Below are 17,101 nucleotides of genomic sequence, written 5' to 3'. Positions count from 1 at the left end.
TCCATGGAAAGCAGTTGCCGACCACAGCCGGCGGCAGATAGTCGTGCTGCTGTGGGAACGGGAAAAGACGCCCGGCGAGATAGCGATGCACCGAGGCACAGATCGTCTCAGTCTGGACGCCTACAGGGAACGATGGGGATAAATTCATTTCACCTTCATATCAGTTATAGTCAATTGAAAAATAGTGGGGATGCTGGGTAGAGCCAGACCCCATTGTCAGGTTTTGATATGCCTAGTTGGGTTCAAGATGAACATGCACGGGAGTCGGGTTTGATATGATGTCGAACACAGGGGAACGCTTTTGTGCAAGCTCAACTAGCTGTTGAAGCTTTTCCTCTGGGGCGTTCGCCTTTATTCTAAAGGTCACATCAATTTTCTCGTAACCATTCCTGATTCTCTCAGACAACCCAAGAAAGCCTTGGAGATCCAAGTCACCCTGTAATGTTGATTCAACTTCATCTATTTTGATTCCTTGCGCCGCGGCGTGGTAGACGAGGCTCGTGGTCAAACAACCTGCCAGTGCAGCTAAAGCATATTCCACAGGGTTAGCACCTTGATCTTGACCCAAAAGCACAGGTGGCTCGTCCTTCACATATTCGAAGGGTTTGCTTCGGCTATGTGTCTGGCAGGCACCATAAAACTCGTTCACTGTCGTACGGTTGTTTCCACCAGCTATCCATCGATTCTTTGCCTTGAAATTGAATTTCGCAATTGTTGGATTGCCCTTGACTGCTACGACAGTTTTGAACAGGTTGTCGACATTCACTCCGTTTACGATTTTTTCAGATGACATTTTTTCTTGTGTCATAGAATACGTTATGGTGGTTGGGTGATAAATCATGGACGGGCACTTGACACCCGTTTTCCACATTGTAAGAGTTACGTAGCGGGGTTAACAAGTCAGGATATTCTAACAGCTGAGAGTCCTTTCTAGGTAACCTTATTGCCTGCCATTCAGGCTTCTCAGCTAGGTAAGAAGGAGAATAGATGCATGGATGCCAGGGATGTCAGGATCTTCTGTGAAATGGCATTCAAGGGTCTAGATTATGATTCATTCACAGATAGACGTGTTAGTCCTCTGGCTATCGGAAGGAAGTTGGGTTTAGATGAAAAGACCGTCAGAGTCAGAGTAAGGAAGATGGAGGATGACGGGTTCATAAAATACTACCAAGCGATCCCCAGCTTGGCACTGTTTGGCTTGAAGAGCTTGAATTCATACAAACTTGAGGCGGTAAATATAGCCACAAAGCAGAGAGTGGTGAAGAACATCCAGCAAGTTCCCTATATTGTTGAGGCAATAGACTACTTGGGACCGGTCATCACTGTCAGTATAGCTGGAGCTTCATCCCGAGATATTGAACAAGTAGTTGGAAGAATAGTCAATCAATTTGAGCTGAACAAGACAAGCCTCGGAGGCCGCATCGTTAGGGAACAGCTTTCACAGCCAGATAAGCTAGACTGGCAGATAATTCAAAAGCTAAGATATGATGCCTTGTGCAGCACCAAGGATGTTGCGCAAGCGTTATCGATAACACCTAGGATGGTAGAATACCGTATTACAAGGCTTTTAGATTCAGGTGGTCTTCTAATCCGAGCAATAATAAACACACAGAAGCAAGAGGGTTTACTATTCTATGAATTAGACATGTCGGTTGAGGAGGCGAAACAGTTTGTGGTTGTTAAGGCACTAAGTGAAGGGTATGGAGAGAAGCTCTGGTCCATCCGAACTTCGGAGGGCGGGGTCCTGCTCGCCAATTTCTTTGGATTTACCCTTGGAGAACCGGAAGACACGACTGTGAACGCACTTGAACTCGAAGGGGTCAGGTCCTGTTCTCTTTTGATTTTCAAAGAGATCATTGAACCTCAAAGACCAAATTGGATAGACAGCCTAATCGAACAAAAAATATCATCCCTAAAGTCGAGTTGACAAGAAACAGCGCGCTCCAGCAATCTAAAAATAAGTCACTTCTTCAATTTTCATGTCAAAGCAAGAGGCCCAATTCAATTAATTGCAAGAGTCTATACAGTCTTGATTATCTTTCCAATTTCTTCCTCTGTCATTGTCATGCCGGGGTGCGCGTCGCTCAGATGCATTTTGGTATGTTTCTTTACGTCTTCTGCTCCTTGTGGTGAAACAAGCGTCCAACCACACGGGCATGTAAGCATGCTTGCCATGCGATTCATCTAGGGGCACTTCGGTAAATGTCTTTCCAGTAAACTACACTTCCACTTAGCTATCCTGTCAGTGAAGTTCCTGGAAACGGCTTAAAGACGATATGTTGGCGATATTTGCAGATGCCGTCTGTATTATCGTACTGTAGATTATGGGCGTGAAGCTCCCTTAGTTGTCTTATCAAAGGAACCCATAAGTGTAACTGCAGACATGACAAAAGGACCAGAATTATTCAAACTGTCTGGAATTTCAGCAATTGCAACCTTGGCCGCAATAGCTGCATTTTCAGCTATCGTGCCAACAGCGACTGAAGGTCACTTAGCCTACGCAGCCCAACCAAACAATCAGGCTTGCCTTGGACCTGATTTCTCCGGGTATGCTCAAGGAGGATCACTCTTTGGAGACTTCATTAGCTTCCTGGCTACATTCACGCTAGGCATTGGCAATGAAGTCCAAGCACGCTTGGTTGGATTGGTCCCTGATACGACAATACCGAATAGCTGCAACAACTGAGGCAAATTAGCAGCAGAGCTTTTTTCTTTTCTTCAGTTCTTGACGAGCGTGTCTAAGCAAGCGGAGCCTTGTCCTTAGTTTGTAATCCTCTGCCGCGCACTCCTTTTGGAGAAGGTTTACACAATATCTAGAAGGAATCGACGAGTAAGCTTTGCTGTTTATCCAGAAGCAGGGCATCGCCTGTAAACTGAAGGCTTTTGGATGACAAAAACGCTGTTGTGGTAGCCTAAAATATTAGGGTGCACCCTGTAACTGTATTTGTGTCAGTCGAGGTGCATTTCCTCATCCCGCTGAATGGGCGGTCGGCGCAGGTTAGTGTCATCACTAGGCTGGCTTGATTGCTAGAGTGATTAAAGGCTTACTGCCTCTCCTCGACCCTCTTTCCCTTTTCGGAGGGGACGACGCGCAGCCTGCCCCCTTCAAACTCTTTTTCCAGCTGCCTGCCGCCGGCAAGCCTGTCAAGGAACACTGCGAGCGCCGCTATCTCTGAATGCGGCTGGCTCCCAACTGCGATGTTATAGTCGGCAAGGTCGTAGGCATCTCTGGGCACCTTTTCCGCGCCTATTATCACAAGCAGCTTCTTTTCCTTCCTTATCTTTGAAACGACATCGTTGACGTTTACGCCGTACATAGTCAGGTGCGCAACTTTTCCGCCGTCTTTTTTCCAGGCTCTTGCAATCCCTTTCCACTCGTCGATAACTTCTACTTCGAACTTGCCGCCCCACCTCTTGCCCACTGCGTCCACCGTTTCTTTCACGGACTGGTCTATGCCGGTCATGTAGATTTTCTCGGCACCAAACGCCCGGGAGACCAGAGCCGCGTGGGTGGTCACCCTGTCGTCACGGACCAGCCTGTGCCCTATCCTAAGAACCGCCAATCTCATCTTGAACCTTCTCCGTCTCAAACAGCAGAGACCTTGCCAAGTCTCTCAACTGATCCAAGTTAAAGCCTGTTTTTGCGGAAACAGGTATTACACGCTTTGACGAAAGGATGCCGAGCTGCCCCGCTTTTTCAAAAGCATCATCGACGCCGGTTTTGTCGACCTTGTTCAATACGTATACTATCCTTGATTCCGGAACTTCAAACTCCCTTATCACTTCAAGCGAGCTGGCAAGCTTGTGCCTGACTTCGTGGGCCGGCTCGCTGATGTCAATCACAAGCAACACCAACTCGGCGTACGACAGCTCCTCAAGCGTTGACTTGAACGCGTCTATCATGTACGCCGGGAGCTTACTTATGAAACCCACCGTGTCCAGCAAGAGCACCTTGTCGCCCTGAAGGCCGACTGCGCGGGTGGCGGTGGATAGCGTGGTGAACACGCTCGCCGCAGTCGTCTTGCCCTCGCCCGTGAGCGCGTTGAAAAGCGTGGTCTTGCCGGCGGAAGTGTAGCCTGCAAGCGATATGGACATCAGTCCCTCTTTTGCGCGCTGGTTCCTGTGCAACTGCCTCTTCGTCACTTCTTTTTCCAGCTTTTTCTTGAGCGCAGAAACTCTCCTCTTTATGTCGAGCAGGTAGGCGTCAGCTTCGTACTTGCCGATGCCATAAAAACCCGGCTGCTCGCCGGCACTTGAAAGTCTGACACTCTCCCTTGCCCTCGTCATGTCATAGCGCAGCTGTGCCAGCTTGATCTGCGTCTTCGACTCTGTCGTGCTTGCCCTCCTCTCGAATATCTCCAGGATAAGGCGTTCCCTATCAATGACCTCTACCTTGACGACGCTTGCGAGGTTGTAGGCCTGGGTTGGCTTGAGAACCTCGTCAAAGAGGATGGTGTCAGGCTTTAGCTTGTCTGCTATGACTTTCACCTCTTCTGCCTTGCCGCGCCCTACGCCGTAGCGGGATCTAGTGAGATTTTTCTGCGTGACGATTTTTTCCACCTTGTATCCGGCGGCGTCGGCAAGGGATGCTGCTTCGCCAATGGCCTGCTCCACGGGGTATGTTATCAGTATCGCTCTTTTGGAAAGGGTCAACCTACTTCCCTTCTGCGCTCACGTACAGCTTTATGCCGAGGTGGCGTTCGAGTTTCTTTGCCATCAGGTCGTCGGGCTTGAGCGCGCCTGTCTCAAAGCGCCTGAGAAGGTTGGATTTTTCGTTCATCTGCATCCCGAGCTGTTCGTGAGTCAGGCCGCGCTTCATGCGCGCCTCCCTTATTATGCCCGGAAAGTCAGGATCCAAAATGAGGTCGTCTGTAAGCGCTATCCTTGCTGTGGCAAGCGGCGCAGCCTTCTTTTTCTTTGGAACGGGCGTCGGCTCGTAGGGCTTGCCATGCTTGGAACAGGACATGCAGACGTTGAACACGGTGCCGTCGACTATGACGCGCTTTCTCTCCGGCGCCGGCCGGCCACACAACTCGCAGTATGACACTGTTCAAGCACCTGCGCAGGAGCGATTTATCCTTTCCTTACGGTTTGCTGCACAGTCATGTTGAGCACTATCTCGGCAATGTCGCTTGCGTATTCTGCGACGCGCCTGATGTTCTCTGTTATCAACTTTATCCTGTAAGTCTCGTTCAAGTCGCGGGGCTTTGTGACAGAGCGCAGGATGGACTTTTCAATGTCGTCTATCTTCCGCGCCTTTTCAATAGCCCTGTCTGCCGCCTCGTAGTCACGCTTGAACATCGAGAGGCACGCGTCGTCCAGGACCTCGAGGGCAAAGGTGCACATCGTGTCTATCTTTTCTACCATGTCCTTGTTTATCGGCTGCTTCATGTCGATGATGTCCTTGGCGATTATCGAGGCGTGATCAGCGACGCGCTCGACGGACTTGGCTATCAGCCTGTAGCCCAGGCAGTTCCTGGCCTCTTCAAGGCCTATTTCCTTGAGCAGGTGTTCGTTTTTGATGGCTATCTTCAACTGCCTGACTATGTAGAAGCTAAAGCGATCCACTTCGTCGTCCGATTTTATCACTTCCTCCGCAAGCTCGCTGTTATTTTCCCGCAGCGCAATGAGCACGTCGCGGTACATCGACTTGGAGATGAGGAGCATCCTCTTGAACGCCGCGTCAACCGACAGATCGAGCAGGTTGATGAGAACTTGCAGCGTGATGCCGCCGGCGGAATCTGCAATAATCTCGGTCCCCATGAGGACCCGCCTGGCAATATTCTTGATGACCTCGCGCTGGTCCGCCTGCAGCCTGCCATCCTTTGGCACTATGTTGATGACGTTGTAACCCAAAAAGTAAAGCGCAATTAATTTTCGCGCAATAAAGTACGGATTGTTGTCCTTGGCCACCTCTATGGTGGCCTCTTTCTGCTCCTTTGTCATGCGCCTTGAGGCCGGAGCTATCTGGAGGCTCGAGTTGCCCTGCCTCAAAATAACGACGTGGTCTCCCTGCTTTAGGCCAAGCTCCTGAATCCATTTCTTTGGCAGCGACACGATGTACGAAGAACCGCCGGTGTACTGAAGCTTCCTCGTCTCCTCGCCGTGGGCGGACTTGCCATTCCCGTTCTCAATGCTTTCCATCAAAAACATGGTTTTCATCGATTCTATATATGTGTAGCTTGCCCTATATAGATGGGAGAAACCTACATGGTTACACCGTATTTATTGGGGCCGTGCGAACATCCTGCGAATTGAACCCGCTGCCGATCGACCCTCTCTTAAAAGTGTCAAGGCACGTCGACGCGATATTTGGCCCAAGCGTGTCAGACGCGCTCCCAGACAGCTTGAAATTCGAATTTTCCCGAAGGACCGGCAGGATAAAGAATTTCAGCCTGGACGGGAGGCTCTTGGCGACGCTTCGCACAGACGGCGGCCTTGCGCTTACCATAGAGGGGGCCCGGCACTTTGTTGAAAGCAGCAAGCAGTTCAGGCAGAACTGCGTCGTCCCGGTGGAGGAGGCCGTGCCGTTCGTAAGCGAGGGGCGCTCGCTTTTCTGCCGCCACGTGCAATGGTGCGGCCAGAACGTGCGCGCCGGCTCTGACGTTGCTATTCTGGACGGCGAAGGCGTGATAGCGGTGGGCATAGCCGTGCTCGGCTCCGCCCTTATCAACAAATACAGCCGCGGGGTAGCGGTCAAGGTTCGCGAAGGAATAAAAGGTAGAACGGCCTAGCAAGGGGCATGATGCGCGGCAACCGCGAAATGAGGCGCATGCTGGACAAGATGGGCCTCGATATGAAGGAGATGCCAAACGTGGAGGAGGTAATCATAAAGACGGACACAAAAGAGTTCTACGTTATCAAGCCGCAGGTCATAGAGATGAAGGGCAAGGACAGCACGATATTCCAGGTGGTCGCAACAGACATCGAGGAAAAGCAGCGCGACGTGCCCACCTTCAAGGAGGAGGACATCATGCTCGTCGTGCAGCAGGCCAACGTGTCAAGGGAAAAGGCGATAGTCGCGCTGACAGAGTCAAAGGGCGACATGGCGCAGGCCATACTGAGCCTGACGACCTAGCTCTCTACTTTTAAATAACCCTTATTGCGCATTTCTGGTGGCTTGGAGCACGAAAAGACCGCGACTGTTTCTGCCACGCATTCTGGAGTCGAGTCCATAGTGAGCGCGCTCGGCGAGCTCGAGAAGGAAATCGACGGGATGAACGCCCGCGTCGACGAGATGAAGAAGCGTCTGATGGCGCACTCGAACGAGCAGGTGGAAAAATTAAAGCAGCAGCTTATCTCGATGGCAAACGAGGAGGCCAAAAGGATAGTGGACGGCGCAAGGGCTGAAGCCGAGGCCGAGTCTGCGCAGATAATGAAAGAAGCAGAAAAGAACTTGGCCAACATGAAAAAGAACATCGACTCCTCTCTTGGCAAGGCGGTCGAAAGCATAGTCCAGACAGTACTTGGCGTGGAACAGGAACCGCTCAAGGTCAAGAAGACCAAGAAAAAGTCCGAAAACTAAAAGCTTAAAAGTGCTTTTTAATAAAACCTACCTGTCGATGAAACGCCCCTGATAAAAGAGCTTTTGCAAACCCGGGTGACCGTGGCCACGGTCCGCGGCCGCTCTTATTACGAGATTATCCGGGCGCTAAAGTCTATGGACGTGAAATACGACTCGCTGTCGCCCGAGGAAGCCTCGCTGTCAGACGCCAAGGTGGTAATAACTACGCGCGACGAGGCGGGAGCTTTTGCAGGGCGCAAAAAGGCTGTCCTGCTTGACACCGAGCTTGAAAAATACCCTGCAATAGCCAAGGCCAAGATCCTGAAAAGCTTGGTCGGCGCAGCCGCAGACGACCAATTGACGATAGGCATTGACCCCGGCACAAGGATAGGCATTTCAGTCATCTACCTACACGAAGAGATTGCGAGCATGCTCGAGTCGTCGCCGCTGGGCACCATCGAGCAGGTCGCGGCGCTTGTAGGGGGCATAAGCTCGCGCAGAAAGGTGGTCAGGATAGGAGACGGCAAAATGACGATGGCAAGGCAGATGGCGTGGGCGCTAAAGAAAAAGTTCCACGATGCCTTGCAGGTAGAGATAGTGGACGAGCACGGCACATCGCAAAACGCGGAAGCCAACAGGAGGGGGCTGCGCGACCGTTCGTCTGCAAGGACTATAGCGTTCCGCGAAGGAAGACCTTTCGTGCTGAAATAACAAAACGCTTTTATCTTCAGTTCAAAAATTTCAATTCATGCGAAGTTAGCCCAGCCCGGTTAAGGTACGAGCTTCCCAAGCTCGGGATCGCGGGTTCAAATCCCGCACTTCGCATCTTTTTCGTATTTCATCAGTTTGAATTGCTGACAAAATTGCTGGAATAATCACAAAGCAGGATATACTCAAGAAAGGTTAAACTTTTTCCCTCCGTCTCATGCACTCCGCCATAGAATGTGATGCTGGGATTAGCCAAGAGTAGAACTGATCTATAACAGTCGTTTATTAAATTTCTGCAGAACCGATAGCACAAGTGCTTGAGCTTTAATAACTGATACGCATACTAAAAGACATGTCTAACCGAAAAAAGAATGAACAAAAAAACACAGCCAATCTGGGTTCATATACTAAAGAAATAATGGCAGACGCATACAAGGAGCAACACCCGCCAATATATCACAGACCCGCGAAACGCAAGTACTAAAAGCAGCAAAGCCTCAAACACTATGAGGGAGTCAAAAAGCTCTCAAGAGCTATCCTGACACATACCGCCTGAAGATAACGCGGTTGGTTATAGACAAACTCTACTGCCTCGTACCTCGCAAGATCAGTCAGTGGCTTGATAGCATCAGTTGAGAGGTAACGCCTGCCTGATATTACAATCCTCTCATACGGGATTTGAGTCACAAACCATTCTTCAGTAGCTTGTTCGCGGGTGAAAGGGTCACGGCCATCCTTCAGACATATACGGTTGTCTTTGAGGTTGATAGATACGCCGTATCCCCTCAGAAGCTTTATCCCGTAGTGATTCTTCTTCCCCTTCAAAGTCACATCTTCCTACCACGTGGAAGTTGACAGTTTAGTTTACGACAAGGAGCGGATTTTTGTGCTCAACGAGGGGATGCCTATTTTTATAGACAAGGAGTAAAAAAGACAACCGCTTCCTTGTGTTTGGATTTGGGCCGGTCCACTACATTAGTATGCAGGCTATTATTTGTTGGAGGAAGTATTAAGTGCAATGCAAGCATATTCAATATACATGTCACAACCACAAACAACAACAAAATACAACGATGCTAATGCAGACGCAAGAACAACTCTACTGCGCGCAGCCAAGATCGAAGAAAGCCAGATTGTGACACTAGCAAAATCACGGTTCGAGGCTCTGCCAAAAGACGTGCAAGACAAGCTGAGTAGCCCGGTTTCCTCTGCCTAATCTTGTCAAGAACCAGCAGTTTGATTGCTGCTGGTGTTTTTCTTGATGTTATGTCAAAAAATAATCCTGCTCTTTCCCCATCGTTTTATGCTGTCGCTATGGTAGGTCGTGAGAGGGATAATCATCAGATTCATCGAAGAATCTTGTTTTATGTCTACTATGAAACCTAGGGAAAAAGAGTTTGAGAGGTTATGGCAAAAGTGAAAAAAAGAGGAAAGAGCTCTACAAAGAAAAGCGTAGATTCAAAGTCAGCTTATCGAAGAAGATCCGCTTGAAGGCTTTTGTCAAGGGCATGAAACTGGTCGCAATCCGCACTTCGCACCAATTTCCTATTCAATTTCGCAAAATGCTTATCTTTCTATCCCGCTAATCATCATCATGCCTATAGTGACCGTGGCTATGTACAGCGGGAAAAGTCAAGCTGAAAAAGACAGATTGGCAGAAGCGATCACAGAAGATATGGTGAAGATATTGAAAATAGACAAGAAAGATGTGATTATAGTTTTTCAAGAGGCGCCACACGGGAATTGGTACGGTTCGGGCGTTAGGCTTTAGTTGCCTAGTTGCCTTGCCGCGTTTTGTATCGCAGTTTTCCACTTGTATTGTCCTTCAATCTCGACGCCCGCTATTTCTGCCTGTGTCTTTCCTTGCAGACCCTCGTGCCCTGTCCTTGCAGTGCGCTGATCAAGACTTTAGGAACCCGTACCCCTTGTTTGTGGTTACCCACACCTTTCTAAGCCGGTCATAGGTCAAATGGCCCCTGTACACAAGGGCGGCCATGTGCCTACAAATTTAAATGATTCTAGCCTATTGAATATCATGCAAAAAATCAACCCGTTCCTGTGGTTTGATGACAAAGCTGAAGAAGCTGCGAACTTTTATGTATCGATTTTCAAAAATTCCAAGATCGGAAGCATTACCCGCTATGGAGAAGAAGGGGCAGAGGCCACCGGGAGAGCAAAAGGAACGGTAATGATCGTTACATTCCAGCTCGGCGGGCAAGAATTCATAGCGTTAAACGGCGGCCCGCAATTCACTTTCTCGCCAGCCATATCATTCCTCGTGAACTGCGAGACGCAGGAAGAAATAGACGAACTGTGGGAGAAGCTCTCCGAAGGGGGAGCAACAGAACAGTGTGGCTGGCTGAGAGACAAGTACGGCGTGTCATGGCAAATCGTTCCCACTGTCTTGGGCGAGATGATGCAAGACAACGACGGCGAGAAAACGAAAAGAGTCATGAAAGCGCTGCTCCAGATGGTCAAGATTGACATACAGAGTCTAAGGCAAGCATATGGACAACGATAAAAACACTAAAGTTCGTCGAGACCTTTAACATAATTCCGAAAGGAGAATGAGCGAGCCGAGAATCTTTATCTGAGCCCATCCAAAAAATACCCCTATGGTGATATCGTAAGGTAGGTCAGCGATGGATGCCATTTCTTATATGGGAATAATTGATATTTGACGGTCATAACTGCCAAATTCTGACGGCGTCGAATTTGGCTTCTGGCTGATTAATGTACCGCCATCGGATGAAACCTTCTATTGACCATTTTCTTGATTACGAACGGAATGACGTTGCGCACAGCTTCTTTCATGGCAAAACCAACGTTACATGAGAATGTATTACACATCGAATCACACTCAAACAGCATCTGCCTGGCCTCTTCAGGAGTAACATCCGGGTGCTTCCACACCAGATGACCGTCATCCCAGTGGTTCCAGTTCCAATCGATAATCCGTTCCTCATATTTCTGGAAGAGCGGCGTAGGCGCAAAGGGGGTGAAAATGACAGGCAATACAGCTGGAATCTCCAATCTTGCTAGTTTCTCGATGTCTGAACGCATGGATTCCTTCGTATCCAATTCGTGACAAAACATATAGGTGCCAAGTACAAAGCAGCTGTTATCTTTCATTTCTTTAATCACCCTCATATTCGTACTCGTAAGTCTGCCTCTTCGATAATCTATCAATGTCTTGTCGCGCAAAGACTCCATGCCCATCAAACATCCCAAGAACCCTTTGTCACGCAACTTCGAAACGTTACCGTCAAGTTCTTCGGAACTGGTAAGGCAAAACCACATCAGTCCCCGTTCGTTTAACATTTCTATTACCTTCCAGGAATGCGATGGATTTTGAAGAAACGTTTCGTCGTAGATTACTACTGCATGCACTCTTTCCTTAGCGTAAATATCGAGTACTCGTTCTATCTCATTTAGCTCCATAGTCAAAAGTTCTGGTATGACAGCAGGCGTTGGACAGTATTCGCATTTGTACTTGCAACCGCGTATAGAATAAAGGTATCCAACTTTGGCTTTGAACTTGAAGAAATGAGCTTCCCCGAGGAGAACAGGATGACGCATTTTGCCTTTCAGTCTGTTTCCAATTACTGGAAGGAGGAGCCGTTCTCCATAGCCGCTAAAGGACCTGTCAAAGTAGTCTCTGGCACCCGGTGTATCTATACCCCAGCCGCCTCCCCAAACTTCTTTTACTCCGTGAGTACGCGCAATTTGTGACATGATTCTTGCCTGTTCTGTTTGAGAAGTAAGAAAACTGATACCTACGACATCAAAGCCATTTTCTAATACTTTCTCAAATTCTTGAATTGTGGGATACTCTAGTACTTCTATTCCGTTAAAATTCTCTGCAATGAATCTTATGCCCATGGCAGGAGTGTAGGCGTTAAGCCATTTGTGCTTGCCTTGTTTGTCGATCTTGCTAATGAAGTTTGGAGTCTCTGAATCTGATCTCGGAGCCACTAGCAAAATCTTCCACTCTGCGGGAATAAAGCTGGTAGAAGAAGGTTGAACCTGCCTCGAGGTACGAGGGTCCAAAAGTTGCATTTGATAAATAAAGGCTTTACAATCATTTAAGGATGGTGCGTGCTATCACGAAATGACAAGGGTCCTATAGGTTGCTCGGTGCTGTTGGCGTCTTATTTTTGGGATAGGCTCTTAGATGGATAAGGTGTTAATTTAGGAAGATAGCAAGTTTTACGTTCCAAACCCTGCTATGCCGTCTACTATGAACTTGATACTAGCAAGTATAATGGCTATCAATACAATCTTTTTGAATTTCCCTTGGTTTATTCTATTTACTATTTTGCGACCAACGAATGAACCTCCCAATGCGATACCAAACAGAATTGGGATGAAGTAATAATACTGCTCTGTTAGAAATCCACTTGCCACATAAGAAGGGATTCTGGTTGCATCAGTGCCAAGAGCAATTACGGCGGCTGTGGCGATGTATTTTTCCTTGTCAAGCTTCAATCCCGTAAGAAATGTTGCCCGTAAAGCGCCGCCCGTTCCTATCAAGCCAACGATAAATCCCGAAATCCCGCCGCCTAGAAGCAATGTTTTTGAATTTGCGGGAAAAGCGAGTTTGGGCCTGACAAGGAACGTAACAGAAAAAGCAATGAGAAATATCCCCAACATTAACTTGAGAAGTGTTTGCGATAGATCGCCAACCAATGTAGCACCAAGCAGGCTGAGAAGAAAGCTGGGCACGCCAAACAATAGCAAAACTCTCTTCTCCAGTCCATGCCTGAAAAATGTGATTCTGCCGATATTACCAAAGAGATGGAATATGGCTACCAAGACGAGTGCAGTCTTGAAATCGACAAAGTATGATGCTAATGGCAGATAGATGGTAGACGAGCCAAATCCAGCCATAGTACCCACTACTTCTGAGAAAAATCCGATTACAAGAAATATCATGTCTGCTAGTTCCACACCTATTCCGCATGGCGTTCGAGCTAAATTAATAGTATCAAATCATCTTGATCCAGCAGCTATCCTTCCCGTTTGGCAGCCACGCAAAGCCGTTGACCCTGAGAATATCATTGATCTCTCGCCATTCCTGCCTCTCAATCCAGCTCTTTTGCTTGAACTTGATGCAGTCTTTTTCGTTAATGAGTGTCATCTTTTCAAACAGAAGGCATAGCTTGAAAGGCGAGAATGGAAGGAAATAAACGGCATGCTCAGGGTCAATAGGTTTAGCTGGTTATCGAATGGCAAGGATAGCTGCTGGATAAAAATGATCAATGGATAAGCTGTGCACAAGATTCAAAAAGCTCCTTGCTCTGTCGGCGCTTATTGGGCAATGGAATTGGGATACCTGTAATTGCAGGCTTGGTTATTGGCATTGCCTTTGTTTTGCTATTCTCTTTCTATTCTGCTCCTTTTCGCGACATTGTTACTGGAACAACAAAAAGCGGTATCAGTGTTTCCCTTGCAGATTTGAAGGATCAGCACGCCCTCAACGAACCTCTAAATTTTACAGTAACCGCTAAAGGACGCGGTGCTCTTTGTGATGACCCAACTGCTAAAATACTGAATGCAGACTCAGGAGAGGTGGCTTATGATATTCCCCATGTTGAGGTGATATACGAGTGTTTGTCTGATCCTGTAGATATTGATATAACTTGGACATTGAGGGACATCATGTACCCATACTCTCCTGTCCTGATTGGCGAGTCTGGGCACTACATATTAGAAGTTGAGCTTGGGGGTGTTGTGCTTAAGAAAGACTTTATCATATACGATGATGTTCTATCACCTTAATTCACCACTCCATGCCCCTAATTCAACAGGAGTCGCTTTTCACCCGAATTTTCACCAGCGTCGAACAGAACTCTACACCCTGATTAAGTGGCGCTAATCGACCAATCATCAACCTAACTGAACACTTGGAGAGGGAAGGGAAAATCAACCCAAGAATGAACCGTGTGAATATCACGCTCCATCCGCCAAATGCAACACTTCATCCGACGAATGTAACACCCTCCGAAATCCGACGAAGAATCACCACTGTCGCATTCTCGACTACACGATATCCCCCATGAGATTAGCAGTGCCGCATATAGTGACATATAAATAGCTATAGCAGCCTATAGCTAGCGTATATGGGCACCACCATACAGCTTGACAAGAAGGTCAGGGACAAACTAAAGGAACTCAAGCTGCATCCCGGCGAGTCTTATAACAAGGTCGTCGAGAGACTAATAGCCATAAAAACCGATGAGGGGGAACTGAGCGAAGAAACAATAAGGAACATAGAACAAAGTCTCGAGGACATCAAGGCCGGCAGGACATTATCGATGAAGGAAGTCAAGCAAAGACTGAACATCAGATGACTTTTGAAATAAGATGGACGGAGTCTTCTTTCAAGAAGCTGCAAATACTTGACCGCCTGACTCAAGAAAGAATAGTTGAAAGACTGGACGAGGCAACTACAGATCCGTTTGTTATAGCAAAAAAGCTAACCGGCGTGAACCTCTACTCCATAAGAGTTGGTGATTACCGCGTAATAGTAAGTATTGAGAAGGGTAAGATGGTTATTCTTGTTATCGATCTCGGCCATCGTAGTAAAATCTACAGGAAGCTATGAGATGTACGGCAATACCATTCTGTTTCAGTGTGCTTCCGAAGGGCTTTACGGTTAGTAAATAATGAATGATGGATTATAGAGTTCCCGCAAGCGTAAGATAGGTTTCTGCCATCATTTTGTGACTGACCGCCAAAATTGGATTGCCCGATTTTGCTGCCTGTTCCCACTTGTCTAGCTCCTCTTGCGCCTTCCGTGCATAGAAGTCCTTGGTTCCCACTCTCATGGATTCGATGTTTTCGCTTACCTTGCTGATCAAGTCCTGATACTCTTTCGATACCTTGTCCTTCAACTCTTTGTCTAGGAGCTCCTTGCGCACTCTGAGTTTGGTTAGCACGTCTTCTGACATGAGGTGTCATGTCCCATAGCGGGTGTTAAGTGTTGCTGCGCTTCTGCATAAGAAGACTGAAGGCAATTCACTGAGATTTCGTATGCAAGCCAGTTTCCTAGTCTCGACCTTTCTTTGAGGCTCCTCGTAGATCAATGCGGGATAGGCTCTGATCTCTGCTTCTTTGCGAGTTCGATTACCTTCTCCACTATACGCCCTTCCACATCCACCTGGTCAGCAATGTCCTGGAGGGCATGACCTCCCTCATACAGGTTAATGATTTGCTCCAGTTTCCACCTGTCAATTCCAATGTGCTGCAGTTTTGGAATGTCCACGATGCTCATTCGTCATTCATCGATTTATTCATTAGGACTGCACTGCATTGCAAAATTGCATGCCCCACGCTCCACGCTTCGCACTCCGCGCTCCAGGCTCCACGCTCCAAGCCCCAACTGCTACATACAAGCCGCCGTATTCCGGATTCGCGTAGTTAGTGATCCTGGCTTACTGCTGTCCTTGTGACAAAGCGGCTGCTGAGGGATCCACGCGCACAGCCTCGGTCATTGTCCAGCAATGGCTTTCCATGAAAGCTTCCGCACCGCCCAGCCTGCCAACCCACTTTGACAACATTTCTCTTGTGCATTCTTCATTTACCATTTCAACATATCCCCTGAAGAAAGCCCATGTATCATTTGTCGGCCCAACTTTCCTTGCTACGTCAGCGAAACTTACTGCCCCGTTTGCCCTGCCGGCAGCCATCATGAGATCCGATACGAACTCTTGCTGCGTCTCTACATCCGCCCTCGTTCCCAGCCTTGTCAGGTGGCCGCCTACATAGGTATCAAAATCATACCCTAGAGCAATATCATGGGCTTCAACGAAGCCCGCCACGTCCTTAGCCAGTGCGAGCTCCAAGAAGGGAACCCAGCCGGGGAAGACGACGTCAACAAGCATTAGCACTTTCTGGTCTGGTGCATAGATGAAGATGTTTCCTGCTTCGTGGTTGTTGCCGTGGTAATCAAGCAGCAGCGTCTGGCTGTTTTCAATTATCTCATTGTTGCCGAGATCCAGAGTGTAGCTGTCGGTGAACGTAACCGTGGGCACGGGCGGAAGCTGCGATGCGAAGGTACTGCTGCCGGCCAGGTCATGGGCCCTCCGCAGCTCGGCAGCCACGTTTTCGTGAGCTATGAATGTTGCATCGTTCGGAAACATGGTCGCCGCACCAATATGATCGAGGTGTGAATGGCTATAGATGACATACTTTACGGGTTTGTCCGTTACCTCCTCGATCGCCTGTAGGTACTTTTGACCAAGAGAAGGTGGAGCATCTACCGCGGCAACCCCCTCATCTCCGACTAGAAACATAGCGTTGTATGTACCATCGGTGACCCAGTACAGGTTGTCTCTGAGCTCTTCAACCAGGTAGCCCTTTGCGGGTATCTCTGGACCCTTCGCTTGTGCTGGCAGTGGCTCTGGTTTTGAGAATTGCTTGGATTCAGTCTCGCCAGTATCTAGAAAGGTAGTCCTGGCGAATGTAAATGTGCCGTAGATCGGAATTGTACCAAAATGCCCATCGACTTTTTCCGGACCTATTACGAGTTCCATCAGGGATTCATCATGGAACTTCATGGTCAGGGGAACATCGGCGACAGGACCGTTGGCCATTGTCACGATAGCTGTTCCCTCCAGAACGACAGTCGAATGATCCTCCGACACTGAGAACTCTGATAGCTGGAAGTGTCTGATGGAATGCTGGTGCATCGCAGTGCCGTCAGGTCTTAGCATGTCAATTGTGGCCATAAATGCGACAGTCATGTCCTCCCCTGAACTGTGCACACGGGCAATCCAGCGGCCGGATTGAATCCAATCTGGTTTAGCGCCTGACTCAGTCATTCCAGCTTCCTGCGCTTGCAAGCCGGAGAACTGGACTCCAGACAGCCTTCCGACGTAAATGACA

23 protein-coding genes and 1 tRNA gene are annotated in these 17,101 nt (G+C 48.4%); 11 read left to right on the top strand and 13 right to left on the bottom strand.

From position 1 onward, the window contains the following. Positions 1 to 232 precede the first annotated feature (232 nt). Complete coding sequence (locus VGA14_RS06530; protein WP_331002947.1) at positions 233 to 808, bottom strand: OsmC family protein; 576 nt, start codon at positions 806 to 808, stop codon at positions 233 to 235. Between the two features lie 183 nt (positions 809 to 991). Between VGA14_RS06530 and VGA14_RS06525 the strand changes: the two genes are divergently transcribed. Beyond that, positions 992 to 1,927 carry an Lrp/AsnC family transcriptional regulator gene (locus tag VGA14_RS06525; protein ID WP_331002946.1) on the top strand — a complete coding sequence of 312 codons (936 nt, stop codon included), beginning with the start codon at positions 992 to 994 and terminating at the stop codon, positions 1,925 to 1,927. 92 nt (positions 1,928 to 2,019) lie between these two features. On the opposite strand, the gene VGA14_RS06520 is transcribed toward VGA14_RS06525, so the two are convergent. The 5 genes from VGA14_RS06520 to VGA14_RS06500 form a co-directional block, all read right to left on the bottom strand. Beyond that, positions 2,020 to 2,175 carry a hypothetical protein gene (locus VGA14_RS06520; RefSeq protein ID WP_331002945.1) on the bottom strand — a complete coding sequence of 52 codons (156 nt, stop codon included), beginning with the start codon at positions 2,173 to 2,175 and terminating at the stop codon, positions 2,020 to 2,022. Positions 2,176 to 3,044: 869 nt separating this feature from the next. Further along, positions 3,045 to 3,569, bottom strand: a complete 525-nt coding sequence (locus tag VGA14_RS06515; protein WP_331002944.1) for a tRNA (cytidine(56)-2'-O)-methyltransferase — start codon at positions 3,567 to 3,569, stop codon at positions 3,045 to 3,047. Further along, entirely contained in the window at positions 3,550 to 4,653 is a 1,104-nt protein-coding gene (gene hflX / locus VGA14_RS06510) for a GTPase HflX (RefSeq protein ID WP_331002943.1), read from the bottom strand. The genes VGA14_RS06515 and hflX overlap by 20 nt, the downstream gene beginning before the upstream one ends. A 1-nt stretch (position 4,654) precedes the next feature. Continuing rightward, positions 4,655 to 5,047, bottom strand: a complete 393-nt coding sequence (locus VGA14_RS06505; protein ID WP_331002942.1) for a multiprotein-bridging factor 1 family protein — start codon at positions 5,045 to 5,047, stop codon at positions 4,655 to 4,657. Between the two features lie 26 nt (positions 5,048 to 5,073). Then, positions 5,074 to 6,144, bottom strand: coding sequence for a phosphate uptake regulator PhoU (locus VGA14_RS06500; protein ID WP_331002941.1), 1,071 nt, complete (start codon positions 6,142 to 6,144; stop codon positions 5,074 to 5,076). A gap of 110 nt (positions 6,145 to 6,254) precedes the next feature. On the opposite strand from VGA14_RS06500, the gene VGA14_RS06495 reads away from it, so the two are divergent. From VGA14_RS06495 to VGA14_RS06475, 5 genes are all read left to right on the top strand, one after another. Beyond that, entirely contained in the window at positions 6,255 to 6,734 is a 480-nt protein-coding gene (locus VGA14_RS06495; protein ID WP_331002940.1) for a PUA domain-containing protein, read from the top strand. Positions 6,735 to 6,742: 8 nt separating this feature from the next. After that, on the top strand, positions 6,743 to 7,078 hold the full coding sequence (locus VGA14_RS06490; RefSeq protein WP_331002939.1) for a nascent polypeptide-associated complex protein: 336 nt from the start codon (positions 6,743 to 6,745) through the stop codon (positions 7,076 to 7,078). A 42-nt stretch (positions 7,079 to 7,120) separates the two neighbouring features. After that, entirely contained in the window at positions 7,121 to 7,525 is a 405-nt protein-coding gene (locus tag VGA14_RS06485; RefSeq protein ID WP_331002938.1) for a hypothetical protein, read from the top strand. Between the two features lie 81 nt (positions 7,526 to 7,606). Then, positions 7,607 to 8,215 carry a hypothetical protein gene (locus VGA14_RS06480; protein ID WP_331002937.1) on the top strand — a complete coding sequence of 203 codons (609 nt, stop codon included), beginning with the start codon at positions 7,607 to 7,609 and terminating at the stop codon, positions 8,213 to 8,215. A gap of 39 nt (positions 8,216 to 8,254) precedes the next feature. Then, positions 8,255 to 8,329 (top strand) — tRNA-Gly (locus VGA14_RS06475). 387 nt (positions 8,330 to 8,716) lie between these two features. On the opposite strand, the gene VGA14_RS06470 is transcribed toward VGA14_RS06475, so the two are convergent. Then, positions 8,717 to 9,037: a hypothetical protein gene (locus VGA14_RS06470; RefSeq protein WP_331002936.1), complete on the bottom strand. Its 321-nt coding sequence runs from the start codon at positions 9,035 to 9,037 to the stop codon at positions 8,717 to 8,719. 631 nt (positions 9,038 to 9,668) lie between these two features. On the opposite strand from VGA14_RS06470, the gene VGA14_RS06465 reads away from it, so the two are divergent. Next, positions 9,669 to 9,983, top strand: a complete 315-nt coding sequence (locus VGA14_RS06465) for a tautomerase family protein (RefSeq protein ID WP_331002985.1) — start codon at positions 9,669 to 9,671, stop codon at positions 9,981 to 9,983. A gap of 264 nt (positions 9,984 to 10,247) precedes the next feature. Next, on the top strand, positions 10,248 to 10,733 hold the full coding sequence (locus VGA14_RS06460; RefSeq protein ID WP_331002935.1) for a VOC family protein: 486 nt from the start codon (positions 10,248 to 10,250) through the stop codon (positions 10,731 to 10,733). Between the two features lie 209 nt (positions 10,734 to 10,942). Here VGA14_RS06460 and VGA14_RS06455 read toward each other — a convergent pair whose 3' ends face one another. The 3 genes from VGA14_RS06455 to VGA14_RS06445 form a co-directional block, all read right to left on the bottom strand. Next, positions 10,943 to 12,187 carry a B12-binding domain-containing radical SAM protein gene (locus tag VGA14_RS06455; RefSeq protein WP_331002934.1) on the bottom strand — a complete coding sequence of 415 codons (1,245 nt, stop codon included), beginning with the start codon at positions 12,185 to 12,187 and terminating at the stop codon, positions 10,943 to 10,945. A 234-nt stretch (positions 12,188 to 12,421) separates the two neighbouring features. Further along, positions 12,422 to 13,162 carry a sulfite exporter TauE/SafE family protein gene (locus tag VGA14_RS06450; RefSeq protein WP_331002933.1) on the bottom strand — a complete coding sequence of 247 codons (741 nt, stop codon included), beginning with the start codon at positions 13,160 to 13,162 and terminating at the stop codon, positions 12,422 to 12,424. A 37-nt stretch (positions 13,163 to 13,199) separates the two neighbouring features. After that, positions 13,200 to 13,352 carry a hypothetical protein gene (locus tag VGA14_RS06445; RefSeq protein WP_331002932.1) on the bottom strand — a complete coding sequence of 51 codons (153 nt, stop codon included), beginning with the start codon at positions 13,350 to 13,352 and terminating at the stop codon, positions 13,200 to 13,202. Positions 13,353 to 13,525: 173 nt separating this feature from the next. Between VGA14_RS06445 and VGA14_RS06440 the strand changes: the two genes are divergently transcribed. From VGA14_RS06440 to VGA14_RS06430, 3 genes are all read left to right on the top strand, one after another. Continuing rightward, positions 13,526 to 13,993 carry a hypothetical protein gene (locus tag VGA14_RS06440; RefSeq protein WP_331002931.1) on the top strand — a complete coding sequence of 156 codons (468 nt, stop codon included), beginning with the start codon at positions 13,526 to 13,528 and terminating at the stop codon, positions 13,991 to 13,993. 341 nt (positions 13,994 to 14,334) lie between these two features. After that, complete coding sequence (locus tag VGA14_RS06435; protein ID WP_331002930.1) at positions 14,335 to 14,565, top strand: DUF7557 family protein; 231 nt, start codon at positions 14,335 to 14,337, stop codon at positions 14,563 to 14,565. Further along, positions 14,562 to 14,819, top strand: coding sequence for a type II toxin-antitoxin system RelE/ParE family toxin (locus VGA14_RS06430; RefSeq protein ID WP_331002929.1), 258 nt, complete (start codon positions 14,562 to 14,564; stop codon positions 14,817 to 14,819). Before VGA14_RS06435 ends, VGA14_RS06430 begins: the two co-directional genes overlap by 4 nt. Positions 14,820 to 14,892: 73 nt before the next feature. Here the strand turns inward: VGA14_RS06430 and VGA14_RS06425 are convergent, their stop codons facing one another. The 3 genes from VGA14_RS06425 to VGA14_RS06415 form a co-directional block, all read right to left on the bottom strand. Beyond that, positions 14,893 to 15,165: a hypothetical protein gene (locus VGA14_RS06425; RefSeq protein ID WP_331002928.1), complete on the bottom strand. Its 273-nt coding sequence runs from the start codon at positions 15,163 to 15,165 to the stop codon at positions 14,893 to 14,895. Between the two features lie 131 nt (positions 15,166 to 15,296). Then, positions 15,297 to 15,479, bottom strand: coding sequence for a hypothetical protein (locus VGA14_RS06420; RefSeq protein WP_331002927.1), 183 nt, complete (start codon positions 15,477 to 15,479; stop codon positions 15,297 to 15,299). Between the two features lie 169 nt (positions 15,480 to 15,648). Beyond that, positions 15,649 to 17,101 (bottom strand): MBL fold metallo-hydrolase (locus VGA14_RS06415; RefSeq protein ID WP_331002926.1); only part of this gene is annotated, 1,453 nt, incomplete at its 5' end.

Source organism: Nitrososphaera sp. (assembly GCF_036397675.1).
Lineage (GTDB): Archaea > Thermoproteota > Nitrososphaeria > Nitrososphaerales > Nitrososphaeraceae > Nitrososphaera.
The sequence above is the reverse complement of the archived record's forward strand: the minus strand, read 5'-3'. Positions and strand labels throughout refer to the sequence as shown.